The 24,703-nt window shown below is 44.6% G+C and carries 22 protein-coding genes; 5 read left to right on the top strand and 17 right to left on the bottom strand.

Annotated elements, in window-relative coordinates; translation table 11 throughout:
- Window positions 1–7: 7 nt before the first annotated feature.
- A complete protein-coding gene (locus tag FHW89_RS17305; protein ID WP_166089835.1) occupies window positions 8–475 on the bottom strand; it encodes a Fur family transcriptional regulator in 468 nt (155 codons plus the stop codon).
- Window positions 476–627: 152 nt separating this feature from the next.
- Window positions 628–2,850, bottom strand: coding sequence for a bifunctional (p)ppGpp synthetase/guanosine-3',5'-bis(diphosphate) 3'-pyrophosphohydrolase (locus tag FHW89_RS17300; RefSeq protein WP_172336311.1), 2,223 nt, complete (start codon window positions 2,848–2,850; stop codon window positions 628–630).
- 108 nt (window positions 2,851–2,958) lie between these two features.
- Between FHW89_RS17300 and FHW89_RS17295 the strand changes: the two genes are divergently transcribed.
- Genes FHW89_RS17295 through bshB1 form a run of 3 tightly spaced genes read left to right on the top strand, consistent with a single transcriptional unit; the run spans window position 2,959 to window position 4,819 of the window.
- Window positions 2,959–3,576 carry a DUF4294 domain-containing protein gene (locus FHW89_RS17295; protein ID WP_172336310.1) on the top strand — a complete coding sequence of 206 codons (618 nt, stop codon included), beginning with the start codon at window positions 2,959–2,961 and terminating at the stop codon, window positions 3,574–3,576.
- 2 nt (window positions 3,577–3,578) lie between these two features.
- Complete coding sequence (locus FHW89_RS17290) at window positions 3,579–4,079, top strand: glutathione peroxidase (protein ID WP_172336309.1); 501 nt, start codon at window positions 3,579–3,581, stop codon at window positions 4,077–4,079.
- 14 nt (window positions 4,080–4,093) lie between these two features.
- The gene (bshB1, locus tag FHW89_RS17285) at window positions 4,094–4,819 is read left to right on the top strand and encodes a bacillithiol biosynthesis deacetylase BshB1 (protein WP_172336308.1); all 726 of its coding nucleotides are present in this window, start codon (window positions 4,094–4,096) and stop codon (window positions 4,817–4,819) included.
- A gap of 80 nt (window positions 4,820–4,899) precedes the next feature.
- Here the strand turns inward: bshB1 and FHW89_RS17280 are convergent, their stop codons facing one another.
- Window positions 4,900–5,337, bottom strand: coding sequence for a hypothetical protein (locus FHW89_RS17280; RefSeq protein ID WP_172336307.1), 438 nt, complete (start codon window positions 5,335–5,337; stop codon window positions 4,900–4,902).
- A gap of 237 nt (window positions 5,338–5,574) precedes the next feature.
- Window positions 5,575–6,906, bottom strand: coding sequence for an L-lysine 6-transaminase (gene lat, locus FHW89_RS17275; protein WP_172336306.1), 1,332 nt, complete (start codon window positions 6,904–6,906; stop codon window positions 5,575–5,577).
- 301 nt (window positions 6,907–7,207) lie between these two features.
- Between lat and FHW89_RS17270 the strand changes: the two genes are divergently transcribed.
- The gene (locus FHW89_RS17270) at window positions 7,208–7,831 is read left to right on the top strand and encodes a hypothetical protein (RefSeq protein WP_172336305.1); all 624 of its coding nucleotides are present in this window, start codon (window positions 7,208–7,210) and stop codon (window positions 7,829–7,831) included.
- Window positions 7,832–8,049: 218 nt separating this feature from the next.
- Here the strand turns inward: FHW89_RS17270 and FHW89_RS17265 are convergent, their stop codons facing one another.
- Window positions 8,050–9,285 carry a serine hydrolase gene (locus FHW89_RS17265; RefSeq protein WP_172336304.1) on the bottom strand — a complete coding sequence of 412 codons (1,236 nt, stop codon included), beginning with the start codon at window positions 9,283–9,285 and terminating at the stop codon, window positions 8,050–8,052.
- Window positions 9,286–9,392: 107 nt separating this feature from the next.
- Between FHW89_RS17265 and FHW89_RS17260 the strand changes: the two genes are divergently transcribed.
- A complete protein-coding gene (locus FHW89_RS17260; protein WP_172336303.1) occupies window positions 9,393–9,974 on the top strand; it encodes a helix-turn-helix domain-containing protein in 582 nt (193 codons plus the stop codon).
- 187 nt (window positions 9,975–10,161) lie between these two features.
- Here FHW89_RS17260 and FHW89_RS17255 read toward each other — a convergent pair whose 3' ends face one another.
- The 12 genes from FHW89_RS17255 to FHW89_RS17200 form a co-directional block, all read right to left on the bottom strand.
- Entirely contained in the window at window positions 10,162–11,046 is an 885-nt protein-coding gene (locus FHW89_RS17255) for an SDR family oxidoreductase (RefSeq protein ID WP_253952259.1), read from the bottom strand.
- A gap of 116 nt (window positions 11,047–11,162) precedes the next feature.
- Window positions 11,163–11,933, bottom strand: a complete 771-nt coding sequence (locus tag FHW89_RS17250) for an enoyl-CoA hydratase/isomerase family protein (RefSeq protein WP_172336302.1) — start codon at window positions 11,931–11,933, stop codon at window positions 11,163–11,165.
- Window positions 11,934–12,060: 127 nt separating this feature from the next.
- Window positions 12,061–13,872, bottom strand: a complete 1,812-nt coding sequence (locus FHW89_RS17245) for a long-chain fatty acid--CoA ligase (RefSeq protein WP_172336301.1) — start codon at window positions 13,870–13,872, stop codon at window positions 12,061–12,063.
- Window positions 13,873–14,006: 134 nt separating this feature from the next.
- Window positions 14,007–15,182, bottom strand: coding sequence for an acetyl-CoA C-acyltransferase (locus FHW89_RS17240; protein WP_172336300.1), 1,176 nt, complete (start codon window positions 15,180–15,182; stop codon window positions 14,007–14,009).
- A gap of 103 nt (window positions 15,183–15,285) precedes the next feature.
- A complete protein-coding gene (locus FHW89_RS17235; protein WP_172336299.1) occupies window positions 15,286–17,661 on the bottom strand; it encodes a 3-hydroxyacyl-CoA dehydrogenase/enoyl-CoA hydratase family protein in 2,376 nt (791 codons plus the stop codon).
- 111 nt (window positions 17,662–17,772) lie between these two features.
- The gene (locus FHW89_RS17230) at window positions 17,773–18,225 is read right to left on the bottom strand and encodes a DUF2147 domain-containing protein (protein ID WP_172336298.1); all 453 of its coding nucleotides are present in this window, start codon (window positions 18,223–18,225) and stop codon (window positions 17,773–17,775) included.
- A 397-nt stretch (window positions 18,226–18,622) separates the two neighbouring features.
- Complete coding sequence (locus tag FHW89_RS17225) at window positions 18,623–18,883, bottom strand: acyl-CoA-binding protein (protein WP_172336297.1); 261 nt, start codon at window positions 18,881–18,883, stop codon at window positions 18,623–18,625.
- A 5-nt stretch (window positions 18,884–18,888) separates the two neighbouring features.
- Window positions 18,889–19,347, bottom strand: a complete 459-nt coding sequence (locus FHW89_RS17220) for a thioesterase family protein (protein WP_216650606.1) — start codon at window positions 19,345–19,347, stop codon at window positions 18,889–18,891.
- Window positions 19,348–19,442: 95 nt separating this feature from the next.
- The gene (locus FHW89_RS17215) at window positions 19,443–20,420 is read right to left on the bottom strand and encodes an electron transfer flavoprotein subunit alpha/FixB family protein (RefSeq protein ID WP_172336296.1); all 978 of its coding nucleotides are present in this window, start codon (window positions 20,418–20,420) and stop codon (window positions 19,443–19,445) included.
- Window positions 20,421–20,623: 203 nt separating this feature from the next.
- Window positions 20,624–21,367 carry an electron transfer flavoprotein subunit beta/FixA family protein gene (locus FHW89_RS17210; protein WP_172336295.1) on the bottom strand — a complete coding sequence of 248 codons (744 nt, stop codon included), beginning with the start codon at window positions 21,365–21,367 and terminating at the stop codon, window positions 20,624–20,626.
- 255 nt (window positions 21,368–21,622) lie between these two features.
- Window positions 21,623–23,419: an acyl-CoA dehydrogenase family protein gene (locus FHW89_RS17205; RefSeq protein ID WP_172336294.1), complete on the bottom strand. Its 1,797-nt coding sequence runs from the start codon at window positions 23,417–23,419 to the stop codon at window positions 21,623–21,625.
- Window positions 23,420–23,770: 351 nt separating this feature from the next.
- Window positions 23,771–24,679: an AraC family transcriptional regulator gene (locus FHW89_RS17200; RefSeq protein ID WP_172336293.1), complete on the bottom strand. Its 909-nt coding sequence runs from the start codon at window positions 24,677–24,679 to the stop codon at window positions 23,771–23,773.
- Between the last annotated feature and the right edge of the window lie 24 nt (window positions 24,680–24,703).

The following is a 24,703-nucleotide window of genomic DNA, read 5'->3' as shown; positions in this document are numbered from 1 at the left end:
GGCAAAGTTATGCTTTTCTGTCACAATTACCGTCTCTTAATTTAGTGCAATTGCCATAAAGATTAAGAGAGTGGTGTTTGATATCGAATTTCAGGATGTCGCCCATCATGCTTTGTATCTGCTGTATGCGCGGGTCGCAAAATTCAACCACCTTGCCGCAGTCAATACAAATGATATGATCATGCTGCTTATAGCCGTATGATTTTTCAAATTGGGCCATGTTTTTACCAAACTGGTGTTTGGTCACCAGGTCGCATGATACCAGAAGCTCCAGTGTATTATATACTGTTGCACGGCTTACACGGTATTTTTTATTTTTCATGTGGATGTATAATGACTCCACATCAAAGTGATCGGTACGTGAATAAATTTCTTCTAGTATAGCAAAACGCTCGGGCGTTTTACGCAGGTTTTTGTTTTCAAGATAAGCTTCGAAAATTTTTTTAACCAGCGCTATTGTATCCTGTTGAGGCATAGTTATCTATTAAAGAGTCAAAGTTATTAATAATTTGCAAGTTATTAAGGGAATCAAGAGACAAGAGTCAAGAAACAAGAATAAAAATTGTGAAAAATGTTTCTGTGCTGATAATTAAGCTCTTGTTTCCTGATTCTTATTTCTTACCTCTTTTATGATGCTTTTTCAATGGCCGAATCAAAGCGGTTTACGGCAGTGATACCCTTAACCAGTTTCAGGTTTTTGATCAGGTTATCTAAGTGCTCGGTATCATTTACGTATACCATAAGTGAGCCTTCAAAAATGCCGTTATCGCTATCAACCGTAATAGAGCGGATATTCACTTTAAAGTCTTGCGATATTACTGTAGTGAGTTTATTGATCAAACCCACATCATCAATACCGGTAATACGCAAACCTGTTAAAAATGCCAATTCCTGCTGATTTGTCCAGCGGGCCTTCACTATCCGGTAGCCGTAATTGGCCATCAGTTTGGCGGCATTGGGGCAATTGGTGCGGTGGATTTTGATACCATCACTTACGGTCACAAAACCAAATACATCATCGCCGGGGATAGGGTTGCAGCAATTGGCTAGCTTATAGTCAATTTTTTGCATATCCTCGCCAATAAGCAGTATGTCGCTATCCTTGGCTTTGATGTTGCGTAGCAGGCTGTGTACCTGTTCCTGTTCAATTTTATCCTGTGGTTTGTTTTCGATTACTTTTTCTGATGCCTGGTAATCTTTCAGGTCCTTCATATCAATAATGCCTTTAGCAATATTGTAAAACAGGTCCTGGGTTGTTTGCAGTTTAAAAAAGTAACTCAGCTTATGTATGTTTTCGGAGTTGTAGGTGATCTTGAGCGATTTTAGTTTGCGCTCCAAAATCTCCTTGCCATCTTCGGCGATTTTCCGTTTTTCTTCTTTTAACGCCGATTTTATTTTGGCTTTAGCCTTAGCGGTAACCACAAAGTTAAGCCAGTCTTCCTTAGGTGTCTGCTTGCTTGAGGTAATGATCTCCACCTGGTCGCCGTTTTGCAGTTTATAGCTTAGCGGCACCAGTTTATGGTTCACTTTAGCGCCGATACAACTGGCACCTACGTCGGTATGGATCTCGAAGGCAAAATCAAGTGCGGTTGCGTTTAAAGGTAATTGTATCAAGGCGCCTTTGGGGGTAAAAATGAAGATCTCATCGCTGAAAAGGTTCATTTTAAAATCATCCAGGAAATCTAGCGCGTTGGAGTCGGGGTTTTTAAGCATATCCCTCACCTTTTGTACCCATTGATCAAGCCCGCTATCGGTAGTTGATTCTTTATATTTCCAGTGCGCGGCAAAACCTTTTTCGGCAATCTCATTCATCCGCTTGGTACGGATCTGCACTTCAACCCACTGCCCGCGAGGGCCCATCACCGTGGTGTGTAATGATTCGTAACCATTAGCTTTGGGCGATGATATCCAATCGCGCAGCCTGTCGGGATTAGGGCGATAAAGATCGGTAACAATGGAATAGGCCTTCCAGCAGTCGGCCTTTTCATTTTCGGGGGCGCTATCCAGGATAACCCTGATGGCAAAAAGATCATAAACCTCTTCAAAAGGTATCGACTTTTTCTTCATCTTATTCCAGATGGAGTGGATGGATTTTGGTCGACCAAAAATATCCGCCTCCAGGCCTTGACCTAGTAATACTTTTTTTACCGGCTCAATAAAATCACGGATAAATTTTTCACGTTCGGCCTTTTTCTCGTTGAGCTTAACTTTTAAAAACTGGTAGGTTTCCCGCTCCATGTATTTCATAGAGAGATCTTCCAGTTCGGATTTTATGGTATATAAACCCAAGCGGTGTGCCAGTGGGGCATACAGGTAAACGGTTTCTGATGATAGTTTAAGCTGCTTATCGCGGGGCATAAACTCCATGGTGCGCATATTATGCAGGCGATCGGCCAGTTTGATCAATATCACCCGAACATCATCGGCCAGGGTAAGCAGCATCTTGCGGAAATTCTCGGCCTGTAACGAGCTGTTGGTATCAAATACACCCGATATTTTGGTGAGGCCGTCAATGATCTTGGCTACCTTTTTGCCAAACTCCATCTCAATATCGTCCAGCGTCATGTTGGTATCTTCAACCACGTCATGCAGCAGGGCACACACAATTGAGGTAGTACCCAGGCCTATTTCTTCGGCCGCTATCTGCGCTACGGCAATAGGGTGGTATATATATGGCTCACCGCTTTTGCGGCGCATGTCTTTATGGCTTTCCAGGGCCATATCAAATGCTTTACGGATCATGCGCTTATCGCCCTTTTGCAGGGTTGATTTACAGGCACGCAGCAAAGCCCGATATCTTTTTAATATCTCATTTTTTTCCGCTTCCAGGTCAATCACTAACTCTTTCATATGCTGATATTAATGGTATTACTTGATAAACTTGTAATTATAAATTATTATTACACATTATATGGGAATACCACAAAAAATTGCTTTAATTTTGTATTAAGTAAAATTATGAAATTTATTGGTTTTCTGTTCTTATTTTGTTTCGGCATCGTGGGCGCGCTAAAAGCTCAGACAGATAAACCAGCACCCGTAACTTTAGGCAAAAATGATACCATCAAAACGGCCATGACCGATCTTGACGGTGAACTGGTGCCCTGGATAGTTACTCCCGAAGTAAAAATTGTTGATACACGTATATTTGCCAGTGAAGCCGACCGCATGGCTTATAACCGGTTAAGGTATAATGTGTTCAAAGTGTTGCCTTACGCGCGTTTTGCGGGGCAGCGCTACCGCCAGTTGCAACGCGATCTGGCACTCACAGGTGATAAGCACAAACAAAAGGAATTAGTATCAACCTGTGAAACCGAAATAAAAACATTGTTTAACAAGGAAATAAAAAATCTGACAATTAGTCAGGGTGAGGTTTTGATCAAGCTGATCAACCGTGAATCGGGGCTAACCAGTTATGCTATGGTGAAGGATCTGAAAGGTGGTTTTAAAGCCTTTATGTTTCAATCAGTAGCCAGTATATTTGGCCATAACCTCAAAGAAACCTACGACCCTGAGGAGCAGAAAGATATCGAGGCCATATTGAAACAGGCCGGATATAATTCCACTAACAATTAATAATGGATAACAATAGTATCTACAAGTTTAATGTGGAAACATTAAACGGGGAAGAGATTAGCCTGTCGGCCTATAAAAATAAAGTTCTTTTAGTAGTTAACACCGCCTCTCAATGCGGTTTTACCCCTCAGCTTAAAGATCTTGCCAACCTGAAAGATCAGTTTAAGGACGCAGATTTTGAGATTCTGGCATTCCCGTCGAATGATTTTGGCAGACAGGAGCCCCTGGAAGGGGAAGCAATTGCTTTTTTTTGTGTAGACGCCGGAGCTAATTACCCGGTGTTTGACAAGATCAGGGTGCGTGGGCCATATGCACATCCATTATACCAGTTTTTTGCTAATAAAAAAGATAACGGCAAGCTGAAATCTGTTCCACGGTGGAACTTTCATAAATTTTTGGTCGACCGTGCGGGTCATGTAACCGATTTTTATTATCCGTTTACCAAGCCCACATCTTCAAAGATCAGGAAAAAGATCGAACGCCTTTTACAGGCCTCTATATAATTCAACACATATTTATGCTTAAATTAGATATATTAGTTTTATCGGTTCATCCCGATGATGCCGAACTTGGGTGTTCCGGAACTATTTTAAAACACATTGCCTTGGGTAAAAAAGTGGGTATTGTTGACTTAACCCGTGGCGAACTGGGTACACGCGGCTCTGCCGAGATACGTGACCAGGAAGCAGCAGCTTCAGCAAAAATATTAGGACTAACCATCAGGGAAAACCTGAGCCTGCCCGATGGCTTTTTTGAAAATACCAGGGAGTATCAATTGAAAGTGATAGCCGTTATACGTAAATACCAACCATCCATTGTCATAACCAATGCTTATCACGACAGACATCCGGATCACGGGCGCGCTAATCAATTGGTAGAAACAGCTGCTTTTTTAGCGGGTTTAAGAAAAATTGAAACTCAAGGGGCAGATGATGTTTTGCAGGAAGCCTGGAGACCAGACCTTGTTTTACATTTTATACAGGATAACTATATAAAACCCGATATTTTAATAGATGTTACTGAGTATTGGGATAAAAAGATAGAAAGCATTCATGCGTTTGGATCGCAGTTCCATAACCCGGAGTGGGAGGCAGAGCCGCAAACCTACATCTCTTCACCTGAATTTATTAACGTTGTTGCAGCCCGGGCTATGGAGTTTGGTAAAAGTATTGGTGTTAAATACGCCGAAGGCTTTACAAGTAGAAAAATTTTAGGGGTGGATAATTTATTTTCGTTAAAATAATATCCTTATTAATCTATAATAAATAAGCCGCAGGTTACATAACACTGCGGCTTAATAATAATATGTAAGTAGTTTAATTATTAGGCTTTTATGTATTCGAAGCGGTTGTTTTCGTTGCTTCTTTCTCTTCTCAGCTTGTTTTCGTTGGCCAGTTTTAACAGGATTCCTGAAAGCTCTGATGTTTTGAAATCAGAATCAAACTGATCTTTACAATAGCTCGCGATTGCTGATATAGAACGCGAAATATCAAAAAAGTCAGTACTCAATAATTGGTTGAGTATTTTGGTAGCTCCTGGCTTTTTACGGCCCGGTATACCAAAATTTTCATCATCTGAACGTATCCTGCGTCCTTTTTTAAGGAACAATTCAGCACCATCCGTATCCACTCTGTCAGATTCAATCATTACATCTAATAACCGATCGATAATCCGAACCTGTACAGATTCTGATTGGAATGAATTAACAACTTCCGCTACTTCAACAAGTTGTTTTTTTAGTTTCTCTATGTGTTTGCTCATGACGTAAAAGAATTGATCTGTAGTCTTTTAATAGGGGGATATTACAAAAGTAGCGGAAATAATAATTAAAAATATAGCGTATTTTGTCTAAAAAATAGTATATATTAATATATCCCTCCTTTTTACCATTCAAAAGTATCATTTCGTCCTTCCAAACACATCGTTCACCATATATTAAATACAAAAAGCCTTATTCTGTGGGGTAACTAATTTGCCTGTAACGATATTATTGTAGTATTATAGGGTGCGCGATATTTTCTCGAGCATGTCCAGTCCAAGATCAATGTGCTCTTTTTCAATGATCAGCGCTGGTCTGAAACGTATGCTTTTTTCGCCACAACCCAGGTACATGATATTATTTTGTAATCCTTGTTGTATAAAGGTATCACGCTTATTTTTGCCCGGAAAATCAAATGCAGTCAATAAACCTTTACCGCGTACATTACTGATAATGGGGTTGCGTGAAGCAATGTCGGTTAAGCGGTCTTGTAAATATTCACCCATTTTGGCTGCGTTATTGCACAGGTTATCTTCTTCGATGATCTCCATGATCTTTGATGACCGTACCATATCAACCAGGCTGCCGCCCCAGGTAGAGTTAATGCGCGATGATACCCTGAAAACATTGTTCTCCACTTCATCAACGCGGTTGCTGGCCAGTATGCCGCATACCTGCATCTTTTTGCCAAAGGCTAAAATGTCCGGGCGTGCCTTTTCGCCGAAATGTTCATGACACCAGAATTTGCCGGTGAGGCCAACACCTGTTTGCACTTCGTCATATATCAGCATGGCTTCGTATTCATCAGCCAGCTCACGCAGTTTTTCCAGGAATTCTTTGCGTACATGGTTATCGCCACCTTCTGATTGTATAGGTTCAATAATAATGGCGCATATATCGTCCTTGTTCTCGGCAAAGGCGGTTCTGATCTGCGAAATAGAGAATTGCTCCCTTTGCACCAGGTCGTCATGATTGGCATCGCTGTATGGGAAGTTTATTTTGGGTACCGATACGCGCGGCCAATCAAACTTGGCAAACCATTTTGTTTTGTTAGGCTGGGTATTGGTTAAGCTTAAGGTATAACCCGAGCGGCCATGAAAGGCATGCTCAAAATGTAATACTTTATGCCCTTTTTCTTTTGTATAGCCCCTCGCGAAGTTTTTTTGTACTTTCCAGTCCATAGCAACTTTAATCGCGTTCTCGATGGCTAATGAGCCCCCGGCAATAAAAAATGCATGCGGGAGATAATCAGGTATACCCACGCGCGAAAAAGTTTCAACAAACTGTGCGTATTGCGTGGTATATATATCTGAGTTTGATGGATTGGTTAACGCTGCGAGCATCAGATTTTTTTTAAACTCTTCATCGTTGATCATTTTAGGGTGATTATAGCCTAAAGGAACGGAAGCGAAGCAGGTGAAAAAATCAAGCAGTGTCCGGTTATATTTAGCGTCGTAAATATAAACACCCTTACTTTTTTCCATATCAAACGTAAGATCAAAGCCATCGGCAAGCACATGCTTCTGTAGCGAAGCCTGCACATTTTCGGGAGAAACAAGTAGGTTGTACATATAAATTTGGTTTATACAAATTTACTAAAATGTGCCTAAAAATAAAAATTAGGCGGTTTTTGAACCGATTGGCGAAAAAGTAACTTTAAATTGTTTAAAGTTACTTTTTGTACCAAAGCCCAAAATAGTATACCGGAATGGTGCCCGGATTTTGTTATCCAGAGCTCCGGATTATTCCTGAAAACCATGTATTTGGATGGATGTGAAGTGCCGAAACAAGTCGGGGATGACCTGATTAGGTAATATATCGTAAATTCGGGTAACCCGATAGTGATACCAATGGTGACTAATAAAATAAGTTATGCTGCAAAACCGTGTTGATCCGCAAGGTAATATCATCAAAACCAGTGCCCGTGGTGCCTGGCTGGGCAACCGCGGACAGCTGCATGGAGATACCAAAACTATATTACGCCCTTTTAAACTGAAGGCCTGGCTTATATGCCAGCTGCACTTTAAGGGCAGACACCGGCAGGTGATGGCGCCTAATTTGTATACCGAACTGTTCTTTTTAGATGAAGCTACCGCTTTTGCCGCAGGGCATCGCCCATGCTTTGAATGTAGACGAGATGACGCCAACCGTTTTAAAGCGGACTGGCTTAAAGGTAACCCTGAATACGAATTTGATCATAAGGTGCATATAGAAAAAATAGATGAGATCCTACACCAGGAACGAACTGATAAAAATGGCCGCAAAGTAACGTTTGAAGCTGCTGTCGGGAATCTGCCTGATGGCGTATTTATACAGATGAATGGCGAGCCTTATCTTTTTGCTAATAAAATGATCTGGCACTGGACTCCTTTTGGTTATGAGGGGGGCGTTTCGTTTTCGGAATCAACAAAAGTTGCTGTGCTAACTCCGGGATCTGTAGTGAACGCTTTCCGTTCGGGTTATCGGCCGCAGATAGGGATTCGAGATTTGAAGTAAAAGATAAGGGGAGATTTGTGATAGCTATCGTACAAACCCCTCCCTGCTTTTGCGTGCAAATCAGCCGCACCCCCCGTGGGGAGGGAATTGAAAAATAACTAATCGGGAGTTTGCTATTTAAAAGCGCAATCCGTGCGATTCCTTCCCTGGACGCAGGGGTTTTCTTGATAGGCTTCTGCGCAGGGCCCAAAGGGGACTAAACAAAGCTTTTAGCATATTTAGTTGGTTTTGACAGCGCTATTATAAGGGACATAACCTTGCCACTTCCAGGGGATGCAGGTGTTACCAACCAACTTTTCTATCAGCTCCTGAAATAAAGCTTCACCATTGTCGCTATTGGTCATGATGATAATGGACGTGCCTTTATCTTTAAAATTGATGTTATAATTTCGCCAGGGGCCGCCATTCCCTTCTTTAAAAAAGGCTTTGCCATAGTTGCCACAATCAAGCAAGCCCCAGCCCAAGCCGTACGACAGATGGATCGCGTCGTTCTCAGTAGTTGTTTCACTGGTGATCGGTGGAAATTGGGTCCTGGAATGAATAGCTATCTGTGGCGTAAGCATCTCGTCGTACATTTTTTTGCGCAAACCCTTTTGCTGCATCACATGCTGAATAAATTTGGCATAATCAGCGATAGTGGTAACCAGAGAACCGCCTGCAACGGGCACGGTACGTTTTCTTTTTTTATCTATCGAACCATTGTTCATATGGCCTACGGCAACATTATCGTCGCCAAATGATTCGTGCCAGGTATAGCCAGTACGGGTCATGCCCAATGGTTCAAATATCTTTTCCTGTGCCAACTGCTCCATGCTTTTGTGAGTGATATCTTCTATAACCATCTGTAAAAACTTAAACCCTTCGCCAGAATAGGCATATTTACTGCCCGGTGTAAAATAAATTTTCATCGGGCGCAAAGTATCCATTTCGCTGGTTATGGGATCAAATATTCTTACGTTGGGGAGGCCGCTTGTATGGCTCAGGCACATTCTTGCTGTAATAAGTTTCCAGCGCTCATCAATCTTTAGGTCGGCAAAATAGGGGTAATCAGCTATAGGTTTTTTTAAATACCGGTAAAGGGGTCTGTCCAGGTCAATGATCTTTTCTTCAACCAGTTTCATCACCAGGTAACCAAATACCGCCTTGCTGAATGAAGCAGCATAAACAATGGTCGAGGTGTCTGCCAAGGCATTCTGGGGCTTGTTTCTAAAACCATAAGCCTGCACATAGGCAATCTTATTATTGTTCAGGATAGCCAGTTCGAGGCCTTGTACCTGGGCGGCATCCATAATATGTTTAACAGTCTGGTCAACCTCGGCAATTGATATTGTGCTGCCGTCAAGCTTTTGAATGGATTTGGTTTGCCCTATTGTAACGGTATATATGCATGCCAGGAAAAATAAAAAAAAAGCAGATGCTAACTTATTGCTTAGTGTGGGTTTTAATGTTTTCATGTTTGTTATATTGATAACTCAAAAATCGGGGCAACTGTTAATTTTTACAACGACATCTACCCGTCAGCTGCCCGACATTTTTGTTGAAAATCTGTATATTTAAACCTATGAAGCCTGGCACTGTACATAATTTAGCTGATTATCGCAAACAAAAGGGTCTAACCCAGGAGGAATTGGCTGAGCAGTCGGGCATTACTTCGCGCACTATTCAACGAATTGAAAGCGGTCAGGTTGTGCCGCAAATGCATACATTAAAAGTATTGGCCAATTGCCTGGATACACAACCCGAAAATCTGGTGGGGATGCCCGGATCGCCGTTTGTGTCAAATGATAAGGAAGCCAAACAGCCAACAGGTTTTTTAGCGGTAATGCACATATCACCGCTGGTGGGTATTTACCTGCCGTTCACCAATATACTTATCCCGGTGGTGTTTTGGCTTTTAAAAAAAGATGAACAGGATATCTTTGACCAACAGGGCCGGAAGATCATCAATTTTCAATTGACGATAACGATCATAGGAAGCCTGTCCATGATCGTTATGGTACTCTTTTTTCCCGTTGGGTATCCGTTACTGATGGGCTGTTATATTTTTGCGGTTGTAATGGCTGTTTATAATGTGGTAAGCATATTAAAGCAACGTAGTGTTTACTATCCATTGAGCATTCGCTTGTTAAAAATTAAACATTGAAAATAATCAACCAGGATTAGCCATTTAACAGCCGGGCTCGTGTGATTCCTTTCCCCGGGAAGGGGAGGAAGAAGTTTCTTCACTATGATGTTTGTCCAGTCAAGAGCTTTCGAATAAGCCCTGAACAGGCGAAATGATACTTTCCTTTTTTAGAATTTAGAACTTAGTTTTTAGAGTTTTAAATAATCTACCGCGCTTTACGGGTGGCCTGCTCAATGCTGTCCCACATTTGGTCGGGTACCATTTCCAGGCCGCTGAACTGGCCCGCGCCTTGCAGCCATTCGCCGCCATCAATGGTGATCACTTCGCCGTTGATATAGCCCGAAAAATCGGATACCAGGAATGCCGCCAGATTGGCCAGCTCCTGGTGCTCGCCTACACGTTTCAGCGGTACGCGATTTTTGAAATCAAACTTTTGTGCCATATCGCCGGGTAGCAAACGCTCCCATGCACCCTTGGTAGGGAAGGGTCCCGGGGCTATGGCGTTGGTACGGATGCCATGACGCCCCCATTCTACAGCCAGCGAGCGGGTCATGGCGAGTACACCACCCTTAGCACAGGCAGATGGCACCACATAAGCCGAGCCGGTAAAGGCATAGGTGGTAATAATATTAAGGATGCTGCCGGGTATTTTTTCGGCTATCCAGTATTTACCTAAAGCCAGCGAGCAATTGGCTGAACCTTTCAGCACAATATCGATAACCGCCGAAAAGGCATTTGCCGAAAGGCGTTCTGTAGGTGAAATAAAATTTCCCGCCGCGTTGTTTAGCAAAGCATCAACACGGCCAAATGTGGCGATGCTTTGCTCCAGCATCTTTTGCACATCATCATAATTGCGTACGTCGCAGGCAATGGCTAACACTTTACCTCCAGTCTCGGCGTCCATTTCGGTAGCGGTTTTTTGCAGCACATCCAACTTACGACTGGTAATGACCAAATTGGCACCTAATTTTAAAAAATAAGTGCCCATAGCCTTACCTAAACCCGTACCGCCCCCGGTTACAATAATGGTTTTTCCTTTCAGGGCATCATCCCTTAACATACCTGTGGTTACTGCTGTGCTATTGCTCATGTTTTTTGTTTTTGAGAGGCAAGAATCGAGAGTCAAGAATCAAGACAAAAAGCATCTTGTCTGTTCCATGTTTTTTAACGCGTCTTGATTCTTGGCTCTTATCTCTTGATTCTTTTTTAAGCCGTTGTTTTTGATTTTAAATTCTGGATAAGCATTTGCAGGCCTTTGCGTACTTCGGGGGACCACCATTGGGCCAGCATGTGGTTCAGAGCGGTGCTTTGATCGGCGCTGAGCTTAGTTATGAGCTCATGGCGCAGGTTTAGCTTGCTTTGGCTCCAGGTAACCGGGTTAAGCTGCATGTAGGTCCTGATCTTTCGTTCGGCAGTGGAGAGCAGGTTTTCGGGGGCGCTGATCTCATCTATCAGTCCAACATCCAGTGCTTCGTTTACTTTCAGGAGCTTACCTTCCATCAGATACTGGTAAGCCCTGCGCTGCCCAAGCCAGAAGGAGTAAAGGGTGGCTACGCTGTCGGGTACAATGATGCCTACGGGGATCTCATTTAAACCCATAATAAAAGGGCCTTCGGCCATTACCCGATAATCGGCACAAATGGCCAGTACACAGCCTCCTGCCGGACTATGCCCACTTATAGCCGCTACCATAGGTTTTTTAAAGGCCACCAGTGAGCGTTGTACCGACAGGAAGTCGGTCCACAAACCGCGGCTTTGCTCTTCGTTATATTCATAAGCTTCAATCAGGTCAATACCCGACGAAAAGAAGCCCGGTTTGCCGGTGATGATCAATCCGCCCACGCTGGTATCATTATCCAGCGTTTGTACAGCAGTTATTAGCTCTTTAACCATTTGGTGGTTAATAGCATTGGAGCGGCCCCGGTCAAGGGTCAGTATCGCCAGGCCGTTGTTTATGGTTAATTGAAATGTTGTCATTGCTGTAATGGTTGCAGAGGGCGTCAAGAATCGAGAGTCAAGAATCAAGACAAAAGCACTTTGCCCGTCCCATATTTCTCAACGTAACTTTTTTTCCTGATTCTTGACTCTTATCTCTTGATTCTAATCAATGTACCAACGAAGGGTTTTCGTGTTCTTCGCCGGAGTATATCTTGTCAATTTCGGTCTTGTATTTTTCCATGATCACTTTGCGCTTCATCTTACCGGTAGGAGTAAGCTCACCACTTTCGATCGACCATTCTTCGGGCAGCAAAGTGAGTTTTTTTACCTGCTCCACGTGGTTAAACTCGGGATTGAAACCATCAATGATGGATTGGAAAAGTTCAATAACCCGGGGATTGCTGATCACATCCCGATGTGAGGTAAAGGGGATATCGTTTTTTTCGCACCAGGGTTTTAAGTTGGTGTATGAAGGTACGATAAGCGCGGCGGTGAACTTCCGTTCCGGACCTACCACCATCATTTGCTCAATAAAATGATTTTCCTTCATCTTATTCTCAATAGGCATCGGGGCCACATATTTACCGCCCGATGTTTTGAAGATCTCCTTTTTACGATCGGTTATTTTCAAAAAGCCATCCTTATCCAGCTCGCCAATATCGCCGGTGCTAAACCAGCCATCTTTGATCACTTCGGCTGTCATTTCGGGGTTTTTATAATAGCCCACAGTAATGTTGGGCCCTTTGCAAAGTATCTCGCCGTCTTCGGCAATTTTAACCTGTACACCGCTGATGAGCTTGCCTACGGTGCCAAATTTACGGCCGGTATTATAGCAGTTAACCGCAATTACCGGCGATGTTTCTGTAAGGCCGTAGCCTTCCATTACCGTCATCCCGGCGGCAGTAAATATTTTTTCGAGCTTGATAGGACAGGCGGAGCTGCCGATAACTATGGCCTTTACATTGCCACCCACCGCTTCTCGCCATTTGCTGTACACCAGTTTATCGGCAATGGCCCGTTTTATTTTGTACCAGAGACTCTGATTTTCGATCTCAAACTCCTCGGCTACTTTTATCGACCATAAAAAGATCTTCTTTTTGATCCCGGTAAGTTGTTGCCCGGCTGCCATGATCTTCTCGAATACTTTTTCCAACAGGCGGGGCACGGCTGTGAAAATATATGGTTTAGTCTCTTTCATATTGGCGCCAATAGTATCCATGCTTTCGGCATAGGAAATGGAGAAGCCATAGAAAAGGTATATGTAAGTACACATTTTTTCGAAAATGTGGTTGAGCGGTAAAAAGCTCAGCGCCTGTTTTTGTTCAATGGGGATCTGGCCCAGCACTTCACCGGAAGCTACCACATTACTAACGATGTTTTTGTGGGTAAGCATTACGCCTTTAGGTCTGCCGGTGGTACCCGATGTGTAAATAATAGTGGTTACATCATCTTCGGCAATCGTATTGCTGATGGCCGATAGCCTGTCTCGGTAACCATCTGGGAGGGGCTTTAATAATGCCGACCAGTGAGGGCAATTATCAAGATGATCAAAAGTATAAATAGCCTTGAGCGAGGGTATATTGGCGCATACGGCGTTTACTTTATCATATAGCTCCTGGTTGCTGATGAACAGGTATTTTACTTCGGCTTCGTTCAGGATCTGCTCCAGTTCCTTAGGGTTGCTGTTGGGATACAGGGGCACCAGGATAGCGCCGGTTTGCTGTACAGCCAGGTCGGTGATGAGCCACTCGGGCCGCCCGTTGCTGATAAGACCTATTTTGTCACGACCTTCGGTAGTGCCATCACCGCCAGAAACGCCCAGCTCTAACAAGGCCATGGCTAACTGGTAGATGAGGGTATGCGTTTCCTGGGTGCTGTAAGCGCGCCATAAGCCGTTCTCTTTGGCATTTAACAGATCGGGTCTGGGCTCCCGGGCCTGAATCTCCATGCAATCAAACAATCTTGCCACTTTTTCCATGTCTTTTCAATTAGTATCAAGTAGTTAGTATCAAGTATCAAGACACTCGCTTTATATCTCCAATTTTAATATCAAGATGCTTGTATTATGTATCCAAAATCGTGATACTTGATACTAGCTACTTGATACTAAAACTATAATAATTCAAAAATGCCCGCGGCACCTTGTCCGGTACCTACGCACATGGTAACCATACCGTATTTTTTATCCCTGCGTTTTAACTCGTTAAAAAGCTGCACGGATAGCTTAGCACCTGTACAACCCAGCGGGTGGCCCAGCGCAATAGCGCCGCCATTAACGTTGATGCGATCGATATCCAGGTCAAGCCCTTTGATAACCGCCAGTGATTGTGACGCAAAGGCTTCGTTCAACTCGATAAGGTCGATGTCCTGTTGTTTCATACCAGCCTGTTTCAAAGCTTTGGGTATAGCCACCAACGGCCCGATGCCCATAATGCGCGGTGGTACACCGGCAACCGCGTAATTCACTAGCCGGGCTATAGGTTTTAAGTTATTGGCTTTTAAAAAGCGCTCGCTTACTACCATTACAAAGGCGGCTCCATCACTTGTTTGGGATGAGTTGCCTGCGGTTACCACACCTTTGGCATCAAACACAGGTTTTAGTTTGGCCAATGCCTCCATTGAAGTATCAGCGCGCGGGCCTTCGTCGGTATCAACTTTAAAGTCGCGGTTTTTCTTTTTGCCGGTTTCGTCAACATAGGTTTCGGTTACATTTACGGCCACTATCTCGTCTTTAAATTTACCCTCTTTGATAGCGTTGATCGCCTTTTGGTGTGAGTTATAAGCAAACTGGTCCTGCTCTTCGCGACCAACTTTATACTCTTTAGCTACTGCTTCGGCGGTTAAACCCATGCCCCAGTAATAATCGGGGTGGGCCAAAGCTATATCGGCATTGGGCACTACGCGCCAGCCACCCATAGGCAGCAGGCTCATGCTTTCCACCCCACCGGCGATGATACAATCGGCAATGCCGCTGTGTACTTTGGCCGATGCTATAGCAATAGTTTCCAGGCCCGAAGCACAATAACGGTTCACGGTCATGCCCGGTACTTTATCGGTATCCAGGGCCATAAGCGATATCAGTCTGCCCACGTTTAGGCCCTGCTCGGCCTCAGGTGTAGCGTTGCCTACGATCACATCTTCTATCTGATCCTTATCGACGTTGGGCACCGATGCCATGAGATGCTTGATCACATCTGCCGCAAGGGTGTCCGGCCGGGTAAACCTGAAGCCCCCCCGGGTTGCTTTTCCAACTGCGCTGCGGCTTGCAGCCACTATGTATGCGTCCATATCTTTTCTATTTAGTTATTAGAATCAAGAACCGAGAGTCAAGAACCAAGAAGAAATAGGCGTTTTGATCTTGATTCCTGGCTCTTATTTCTTGCCTCTCCTTTTAATTCCTCAATACTTTACCACCTGTTATGATCGACTGGATACGCTCCAGTGTTTTGCGCTCGGTGCAGAGGGAAATAAAGGCTTCCCGCTCCAGGCCCAGCAAATATTCTTCGCTTACCAGCGAGGGTTGCGACAGATCGCCGCCGGCCAGTACGTAGGCCAGTTTCTGCGAAATTTTTACATCGTGCTCGCTGATATAATTGCCGCTGTACATGGTATTGGCGCCTACATAACCCAGGCCTAAAGCCTGCTTGCCCAGTACCCGGATATCGGTACGCTGCACGGGTTGTACATAACCCTCATTGGCCATTTGCAGGCAATGTTGTTTGGCTTCGGCCAGTAGGCGGTTTTGTGATACTACGACCACATCGCGGCCTTTTTTCAGATAACCAAATTCAAAAGCCTCATAGGCCGAAGTAGAAACTTTAGCCTGGCCGATGGTGAGGAATCTGTCGCGGAAATTGTTGAGTTCGATATCGCCATCCTGCAGCTCGTCCGAAAGGCGCAGAGCAAATTCCTTGGTGCCTCCTCCTCCTGGGATAAGACCTACACCAAATTCCACCAGGCCCATATATAGTTCGGCATGGGCAACTACTTTATCGGCATGCAAACAAAGCTCACAGCCACCACCCAGCGCCATCTGATGCGGCGCCGCTACCACCGGAATGGACGAATAGCGGATGCGCATCATGGCGGTCTGGAAAGCTTTGATCACCATATTCAGTTCGTCAAATTCCTGCTCAACGGCCATCATAAATATCATCCCTACGTTTGCTCCAGCGCTAAAATTGGCGCCTTCGTTGGAGATTACCAGGCCTTTGTAGCTCTTCTCTGCCAGGGTGATGGCTTTATTGATGCCCTCTATCACATCGCCGCCAATGGTGTTCATTTTGGTGTGGAACTCCAGGTTGATGATGCCATCGCCAATGTCGGTAATGGTAGTGCCTGTATTTTTCCAGATGGTATTGGCTTCGCGGATATTGCTCAGCAGTATAAAGTTCTCGGTACCCGGAATTACCTTGTAAGTTTTGGAGGCGATATCATAATACTGACGATTGCCGTCGGCTATTTTATAAAAGCTTTGAGCGCCTGAGGCCAGCATATCATACACCCATTGGGCTGGTTTGCTACCCGCGGCTTCCATGGCTTTCACAGTATCGGCAACGCCCAGGGCGTCCCATTTTTCAAAGGGGCCTATTTCCCAGCCGAAGCCTGCGGTAACGGCAGCGTCTATTTTATAAAGCTCATCGGCAATTTCGGGGATGCGGTTACTGGCGTAGGCAAAAAGCTGATAAAAGGTGCTGCGGTAAAAATCACCAGCTTTATCTTTTGCTGCCAGCAGGATTTTTAGTCGTTCTTTTAAGTTGTCTACCGTTTTGGTAATATCCAATACCGGGAATTTTACTTTTTGCGATGGTTTGTATTCCAGTGTTTTCAGATCGAGCGCGAAGAATTGGTTGGCGCCATCTACTTTTTCTTTTTTATAAAAACCCTGCCCGGTTTTGCTGCCCAGCCAGTTGTTCTTCAACATGCCGTTCACAAATTCGGGAATGACGAATAGCTCTTTCGCCTCGTCATCGGGCGCGTTTTTGCTGAGACCATTGGCTACATGCACCATGGTATCTAAACCCACCACATCATTGGTACGGAAGGTAGCTGATTTGGGATGACCAATAACCGGCCCTGTCAACTTGTCGACTTCTTCCACCGTCATGCCTGTTTTTTCGACATAATGCAGGATGCTCATAATGGCGAACACACCGATGCGGTTGCCGATAAAGGCCGGGGTATCTTTTGCCAATACGGTGGTTTTCCCCAGGAACTTCTCGCCGTACTCCATCAGGAAGTCGACCACCTCTGGCGAGGTATCTTTTGTGGGGATGATCTCCAGCAGTTTTAAATACCGCGGCGGATTAAAAAAGTGGGTACCACAGAAATGCTTTTTAAAATCATCGCTTCGGCCTTCGGTCATCAAGTGGATTGGGATACCCGAGGTATTGGAAGTGATGAGCGTACCGGGCTTGCGGTATTTTTCGACCGTTTCAAATACCTGTTGTTTGATATCCAAACGTTCCACTACTACTTCTATCACCCAGTCGTAATCGGCAATTTTGGCCATATCATCTTCAAAATTACCGGTGCTAATACGACGGGCAAATGATTTGAGATAGATGGGAGATGGATTTGATTTTAAAGCGAAATCAAGCGCGTCGTTAACAATTTTATTGCGGGCTTTTTTATCGCCTGCAGGGGCATCCTTTGGTACAATATCCAATAGCAGCACCTGTACCCCGATATTGGCGAAATGACAGGCAATACGGCTGCCCATTACGCCCGAGCCCAGAACGGCTACTTTTTTTATTATTCGTTTCATAAGATTAGTATCAAGTAGTTAGTATCAAGTATCAAGATATTTGTAGGTCACAAGCATCACTTCTTAAAAGTCGTGATACTTGATACTAGCTACTTGATACTGTATAAAAAATTATTCCGTCCGTTCCCAAACGGTTGTGCGGCCAAACAGGGATACGCCTATGTAGCCGCGGATTGATAATGTTTTGCCTTTATAGGTGATATTGCAGGAGTAAGTTTTACCGTTTTTTGGATCATAGATCTTGCCATCAGTATATTTATCGTCACCATCGGGTACAAAGCCTTCCAGAATGTGTAAACCTATGATGGGGCGGGAGCGCAGCTTTTCGTCCTTGTTCTCTTCGTCGGTTTTGGGTTTACCGTTTTTGAGCGGCTCCTTAAGCCATATTATTTTACCGTTAAACTTGCCATCGGTACCCTTGCTGATCTGTATTTTGGCGCTTTTGATATCATTATACCAAACCCCTTCAATTTTATCGGTCTGGGCCTTGGCGGCTAAGTTTACAGATACTACGGCGAGCAGGATCAATACAAAACGGGCGAAATGCTTTTTAGGTGATGACATGGCTTTTTGATGCTATTGTCGGCTAATTAAATCTGTCTTTTTTAAGCTTTGCCAAATCACAACGTATACAACGGCGAATTGGCACCTCTTTTTGCAGGAGACAAACACAATTAAGCGACAGGGTTAAAAAATAATTTAGTATTGGTTCTTTTTAAAAAGAATCAAGATGTAAGAATCAGGAATCAAGACAATGCAGTAAAACTGGTTATAATGCTTCTCTTGATTCTTAGCTCTTAATTCTTGCTTCTCATCTATAGTAAACAAATATCCTTTTTGGCGAAGCTTAACAAAGGGCCAAATGGCGGAAACATTTGTCAAAATTTCGGAAATTCTATTTGTGCTACTATAAATTGGTTGATTTAAAGATAGGGCTTTTCCTCGATTATTTTATGGCCCTTTACTTTCCTGACAATTCGTTTACCAGATCAATGTATTGCTGGCGGGCATCATGGGCGGTAACACCTTTTAAATTTAACCAGGCATCATATTTAGCCTTAGCCACAAAGTCAAACATCCCCGGTGGGCTATCGGCGTTGATGTCGCCCTCGGTGGCTTGTTTGTATAAACTATATAAGCGCAGCAGCGTTTCGTTATCGGGTTTGGCCGGTAAAGTTTTACTTGTTGCTACTGCATTTTCAAAAAGCTCTTTTTGATCCATATTTATTATTTATTTTGATTTTGTGACTTAGGGAGCTCTTCCACATAATCGTCGCTTTTGGGCGCTTTGATAAATAACTCGCCTAATTCGGCAGGTAATGGGGTTAGTTTGCGTTTTAGGGTATCAATCCAGGCCCCCTGCACTACTATTACAGCGGCTTTAATACCATCACCGCGGTATACCTCCTGCCTGAAAGCCCAGCGAGAGCCGTCGGCCCTGGAACTGATTACTTCGCAGGTTACCTTGATGTTATCGTTAATAGTTATTTCGCGCAAATAGTTAAGCTCTTCCTTAAACAGTACAGGGCCTATTTTAAGTTCAAAAAGCTTGTGGGGCATCGAACCCAGACTTTCGAGCATGTTTAACCTGGCTTGCGCGGCAACATCGGCATATGCCGAGTGCCTCATGTGCTGATTGGCATCTAATTGCGCCCATATGACCTGACCTTCATAATAAACATTCATCTTTTTTAGCTTAAGGCTTAAAGCACAAAGCTTAAAGCGTTTTTAACCTTTTACTCCCTGATAGCTTTTAGCTTTTCGCTTTTGGCTTTCAGCTCTTATTTATGGTTTTGCTTGAAATTCTTCACCGCTTCGGTAAGGCGCGGTAAAATTTCCAGCGCATCGCCCACTACACCATAGTTGGCGGCTTTAAAAAATGGCGCCTCCGGATCTTTGTTGATCACCACAATAGTTTTGGATCCGTTAACCCCTGCCAGATGCTGTATCGCGCCCGAAATACCCACGGCTATATACAGGTTTGGCCTTACGGTGCCCCCGGTTTGGCCCACATGCTCATGGTGTGGTCGCCAGTGCGCGTCGGCAACGGGACGGGAGCAGGCGGTACCCGCACCCAGTTCTTTAGCCAGGTTCTCGATCAGTCCCCAGTTTTCGGGACCTTTCATACCGCGACCGCCAGATACCACCAATTGTGCGTCTGCCAGCGGAATCTCGCCTTTGATCAGGTTTACTTCTTTAACCTTCACTCCAAAATCTTTGTCGCCAAAGCTTACATCCAATTTTTCGATAGTGGCCTTGCCTTCGCCCTTGTTTAACTGGAAAGTGTTTGGCATCAGGGTGATCACTTTTACATCGCTGGTTACATTCACAAAAGCAAACGCTTTACCCGAGAATACCGCTTTTTTGATCACGAAGCCCTTATCCAGATCGGGATAGGAGAGTGCGCCCGCTACCAGGCCAGCTTTTAATTTGGCCGATAAACGTGGTGCAACTGCACGACCATTGATATCATGCAAAGCAATGATGATTTGACTGCCTTCTTTTTGAGCAGCAGCTATTAAGGCGGTGGTATAAGCCCGGGCATGCAGTTCATCCAAACGTGTATCGGCAACATGCAGCACTTTTTGAGCGCCGTATTGACCCAGGCTTTCCATCTCGCTACCAGCCAGGGTACCTAACACCACAGCGCTTACCGTTGTGCCCGTTTTTTGGGCGATGCCGGCAGCATACTGCACAGCTTCCAGACTCTTCTTTTTTATATTTCCTTCGGTATGTTCTACCAATACAATTACAGACATTTTTTATAGGTTTTAGACAGTTTACAGATCCCCTGTTGAGAGGGGGCGCGTAGGGTTTAGTGATGGGTGGGGTGTGTTATTACGCATTTTATCTGCCAATAGAAACACACCCCTCCGCCCCTCTCAAGAGGGGATTCGCACAGACCCTTACTCTTATTTGAAAAAAATCACTAATTCGCTAAATCAATAATTCACTAATTAAATTATATCACCTTCGCTTCGGCATGAAGCAGTTCTACCAGTTCATCCATATTATCCGGACTAACCATTTTTATTCCGGCTTTAGCGGGTGGTAATTCGTAGGATAAAATTTCGGTTACAGAACTAATAGCTGCCGGTGTCACCACTTTAAGTGGGCGGGTGCGAGCGGCCATAATACCACGCATGTTTGGTATCCGGGCTTCGGCAACACCTTTCTGGCAGGCAATCACCACGGGCAGGCTGCAGGTATCGGTTTCCTCGCCGCCTTCTATTTCTCGTTTTACGGTGGCGATTTTGCCATCTGTCTGAAGATCTGTGGCAAAGCCTATGTAGTCGGTATCCAGCAATTCGGCCAACATGGCGCCTACGGCTCCGTTATTATAATCTATGGATTCTTTGCCGCACAGGATCAGGTCGTAACCCACGCTTTTGGCATATTCGGCGATATAATTGGCGGTTTCGTAAGGGTCATGGCTGTCGGCATCTATGCGGATAGCTTCATCACCACCTAATGCCAGCGCTTTGCGGATCACCGGCTCAGTATCTGCCTTGCCAACGGTTACCAGGTGTATATCGCTGGCTATTCCTGCTTCTTTAAGTTCCAGGGCACGCACCAGTGCGTACCATTCGTCGTAAGGGTTTATTACGTAGGTAACACCCTGATTATTGATAGCGGTATTGTTATCCTTTAGTACAATTTTGGTGCTGGTATCAGGCACCTGGCTTATACACACTAATATCTTCATGTTTTTATCTTAGGTTACGTATGATGAGAATCAAGAGGTAAGAATCAAGAGAAAAGAGCGAAGAACCGGGATAAAAACATGCCATATTTTACTGTGACTGTCTTGTTTCCTTGTCTCTTGATTCTTATTTCCTGTTTCTCTTAAAAAGCCCCTGCGAGCCTCCCCACCGGCCTGGTGGGGGAGACTCCTGTGCCTCTTGTCGGGTAGCGTCGAGTGCATAGCACTCCCTTTCCTCTGGAGAGGTCGGGGTTTTCGTTAATAGCAATATTTATTTTCTTCGATCAGTTTGGTCGCTATGTTTCTGCGGGCCTGGGTGGTGTTGATATCTTCGGTTTTGGTGAAGCGTTTCAGGCCCATCAGCATCATACGGCGCTCGTCGCCGTCGGCAAATGAATTGATAGCCTCGCGACCAGCCTTGGCAATATTGCCGGCTGCATCGTTGATGTAAACGCGCATGATGTCCAGCTGCTCTTTAACCGCACCTTCACCTTTTAAGTTTACCAGTTTTTCAACGCGCAGTTGTAGTGATTCGCTTACGTAAAGCTCTATCAGCATATCGGCCAGGTACATCAGTACTTCCTGTTCTTTGCCTAACTGGGTCATCAGTTTTTGTACGGCAGAGCCGGCCACCATTAAAATGGCTTTTTTGAAATTGGCGATATATTTTTTCTCGTGGGTGAACAAACCTTCATCATCTGAGCCGCCAAAATCAGGCACGCTCATCAGTTCGCCTGCTACTTTCTGAGCCGGACCCATCAGGTCAAGCTCACCTTTCATGGCGCGTTTCAGCATCATATCCACGGTAAGCATGCGGTTAATTTCGTTGGTGCCTTCAAAAATTCGGTTGATACGCGAATCGCGATAAGCGCGGTCCATCGGCGCTTCGGCGCTGTAGCCCATACCACCATAAATCTGTACGCCTTCGTCGACCACATAATCCAGTGTTTCTGAAGCATGTACTTTGATGATAGCCGCTTCGATAGCGAACTGTTCGGTACCTTTCAGTTTAGCCTGAATGGCGTCCATTCCCGACGCTTCGTACATTTCGGTAGCTTCTTCCATATTCTGGCTGGCACGATAAATAGCCGACTCAGACGCGTACGTGCGGATAGCCTGCTGTGCGATCTTATAGCGGATAGCGCCATATTTAGAGATGGGGCGGCCAAATTGCTCACGCTCATTGGCGTAGCGAATAGCCGCCGTTATCACTTCTTTACTGGCGCCTACGGTGGCACCCCCCAGTTTAATACGACCCAGGTTGAGTATGTTAACCGCTATTTTAAAACCGTTCTGTCTTTCGGATAGCAGGTTTTCAACGGGTACTTTGCAATCGTTAAAAAATACCTGACGGGTCGAACTGCCTTTGATACCCATTTTGTGTTCTTCGGTGTTGAGGGATAGTCCTTCAAAACCTTTCTCCACGATAAACGCGCTCAGGTTCTCGTCATTATCAATTTTAGCGAACACGGTGAAAATATCAGCAAAGCCAGCGTTGGTGATCCACATTTTTTGACCAGTGAGCAGGTAATGCTTACCATCGGCCGAAAGCTTTGCACGCGCCTTGCCCGAGTTGGCATCAGAGCCCGCGCCCGGTTCGGTAAGGCAATAAGCGCCTTTCCACTCGCCGCTGGCCAGTTTGGGAATGTATTTTTCTTTCTGGGCGTCGGTACCGTAATATAAAATAGGCAGGGTGCCAATACCGGTGTGTGCCGAAAATGCTACGGAAAATGAATTACCCGCGCCCAGTTTTTCGGTAACCAGCATAGATGTTTTAAAATCCTTGCCAAAGCCACCATATTCTTCTGGGATAGAAATGCTCAACAAGCCTAAAGCACCCGCTTCTTCCATAAGGTGGGGCATCAAGCCCTCTTCCTGATCGTCAATACGCGCTAAATTGGGTGCTACGTTCTGCGCCAAAAAATTGGTACAGGTTTCCGCGATCATCAATTGCTCCTCATTCCACTCTTCCGGAATAAAAACGTTATCAGCCTGTGTTTCCCTGATCAGGAACTCACCACCCTTTAAGGCCTTTATTGATTCAGTCTCACTCATAGTTATGAATTTTTTGGTATCAAGTAGCTAGTATCAAGTATCACGATTTTGAATGTTATTCAGATACGCTCAAGTATCTCGATACTTGATACTGGCTACTTGATACTAATTGGTTTTATAATCGAAAGTAAAATTAGAAGCCTTGCCTGCCGAAAAAAAGGGCAGCAATGCGGAGGTATTGGTCAAAAAGTCGGAAAGAGGAAAGTGTACTAATTTTCTCTTGTCATTCTGAACGCAGTGAAGAACTATTTCTTGAACGTAGTGAAAAATCTGTTCTGCGATATGTAAAGTCGATGAATAGATTCTTCGTTCCTCAGAATGACAAACTGTTTTTAATGGTAATAATTCCTATCAATGCCCGGTAACCACCCTATAATCAGACGGCGACATACCCGTATGCTTTTTAAAATACTTGCCAAAAGACGATTGATCGGGAAAATGGATGTTTTCGGCTACGCGGGCAATACTCACATCATGGTTGCGGAGCAGTACTTTGGCTTCGAGCACTACGGCATCATCTATCCATTCGCCGGCAGTGCGCCCGGTTACTTCTTTGATGGTTTCGGTTAGATGTTTGGGCGATACGTACAGCGAATCGGCATAGTATTGCACATTCCGGTGTTCTTTATAATGATGGAAAACCAGATCCTGGAATAGCATATTCAGCTCCTGCTTGCGGGTTTGTTTACCCTTGATCATTACATGCTGCTTTTCGTAGATCGATTCTACCTCGTACAGCATGGTAGTGAGCATACTGCGGGATATTTCCATACGGTAGGGATGATTTTCGCGTTCCAGTTTTTGCTGCATCAGCAGATAAATATCCAGCAGCATTTTAGCGTCCTCATGATCGGGATAAATTACCGGGAGCGAAGCGCTTTTAAAGTAACTGAACGATTCCAGGAAGTGGCTGCTCACATTGTTTTCGGTTAAAAAAGCTTTGGAGAAAACGATGAAGCGGCATAAAAAATCGTCGCTGCTGTTGTAGATCCGTAAAATATGAAAAGGGGTGGCCAGCAGCATAGCATCAGGCTTGGCTTCGTAAACCTGCAAATTGGCCTCCACAAGGGCATGCCCGCGGGTACAGATGCCTATAATATAGCCGTCGGAGCGGTAAGGATATTCGCTTAAACTGAGGAGTTGCTTTTCGTCGGCAATAAAAAATTCAGGGCTTACGAGCTTGTCTGCGTAGAGGTCGGCAAACTTGGAAAGGCTAAGCTGAGCGATCTTTTTGCTCACGTATCTGGCATTCTTATTCATGTACGGAAAGATATAATTTTATTG

Source organism: Mucilaginibacter sp. SG564 (genome assembly GCF_013149275.1).
GTDB lineage: Bacteria > Bacteroidota > Bacteroidia > Sphingobacteriales > Sphingobacteriaceae > Mucilaginibacter.
The sequence above is the reverse complement of the archived record's forward strand: the minus strand, read 5'-3'. Positions and strand labels throughout refer to the sequence as shown.

Coding starts and splice junctions, on each gene's coding strand:
- FHW89_RS17305 (WP_166089835.1), bottom strand. CDS start 475: ATGCCTCAACAGGATACAATAGCGCTGGTTAAAAAAATTTTCGAAGCT.
- FHW89_RS17300 (WP_172336311.1), bottom strand. CDS start 2,850: ATGAAAGAGTTAGTGATTGACCTGGAAGCGGAAAAAAATGAGATATTA.
- FHW89_RS17295 (WP_172336310.1), top strand. CDS start 2,959: ATGAAATTTATTGGTTTTCTGTTCTTATTTTGTTTCGGCATCGTGGGC.
- FHW89_RS17290 (WP_172336309.1), top strand. CDS start 3,579: ATGGATAACAATAGTATCTACAAGTTTAATGTGGAAACATTAAACGGG.
- bshB1 (WP_172336308.1), top strand. CDS start 4,094: ATGCTTAAATTAGATATATTAGTTTTATCGGTTCATCCCGATGATGCC.
- FHW89_RS17280 (WP_172336307.1), bottom strand. CDS start 5,337: ATGAGCAAACACATAGAGAAACTAAAAAAACAACTTGTTGAAGTAGCG.
- lat (WP_172336306.1), bottom strand. CDS start 6,906: ATGTACAACCTACTTGTTTCTCCCGAAAATGTGCAGGCTTCGCTACAG.
- FHW89_RS17270 (WP_172336305.1), top strand. CDS start 7,208: ATGCTGCAAAACCGTGTTGATCCGCAAGGTAATATCATCAAAACCAGT.
- FHW89_RS17265 (WP_172336304.1), bottom strand. CDS start 9,285: ATGAAAACATTAAAACCCACACTAAGCAATAAGTTAGCATCTGCTTTT.
- FHW89_RS17260 (WP_172336303.1), top strand. CDS start 9,393: ATGAAGCCTGGCACTGTACATAATTTAGCTGATTATCGCAAACAAAAG.
- FHW89_RS17255 (WP_253952259.1), bottom strand. CDS start 11,046: ATGAGCAATAGCACAGCAGTAACCACAGGTATGTTAAGGGATGATGCC.
- FHW89_RS17250 (WP_172336302.1), bottom strand. CDS start 11,933: ATGACAACATTTCAATTAACCATAAACAACGGCCTGGCGATACTGACC.
- FHW89_RS17245 (WP_172336301.1), bottom strand. CDS start 13,872: ATGGAAAAAGTGGCAAGATTGTTTGATTGCATGGAGATTCAGGCCCGG.
- FHW89_RS17240 (WP_172336300.1), bottom strand. CDS start 15,182: ATGGACGCATACATAGTGGCTGCAAGCCGCAGCGCAGTTGGAAAAGCA.
- FHW89_RS17235 (WP_172336299.1), bottom strand. CDS start 17,661: ATGAAACGAATAATAAAAAAAGTAGCCGTTCTGGGCTCGGGCGTAATG.
- FHW89_RS17230 (WP_172336298.1), bottom strand. CDS start 18,225: ATGTCATCACCTAAAAAGCATTTCGCCCGTTTTGTATTGATCCTGCTC.
- FHW89_RS17225 (WP_172336297.1), bottom strand. CDS start 18,883: ATGGATCAAAAAGAGCTTTTTGAAAATGCAGTAGCAACAAGTAAAACT.
- FHW89_RS17220 (WP_216650606.1), bottom strand. CDS start 19,347: ATGAATGTTTATTATGAAGGTCAGGTCATATGGGCGCAATTAGATGCC.
- FHW89_RS17215 (WP_172336296.1), bottom strand. CDS start 20,420: ATGTCTGTAATTGTATTGGTAGAACATACCGAAGGAAATATAAAAAAG.
- FHW89_RS17210 (WP_172336295.1), bottom strand. CDS start 21,367: ATGAAGATATTAGTGTGTATAAGCCAGGTGCCTGATACCAGCACCAAA.
- FHW89_RS17205 (WP_172336294.1), bottom strand. CDS start 23,419: ATGAGTGAGACTGAATCAATAAAGGCCTTAAAGGGTGGTGAGTTCCTG.
- FHW89_RS17200 (WP_172336293.1), bottom strand. CDS start 24,679: ATGAATAAGAATGCCAGATACGTGAGCAAAAAGATCGCTCAGCTTAGC.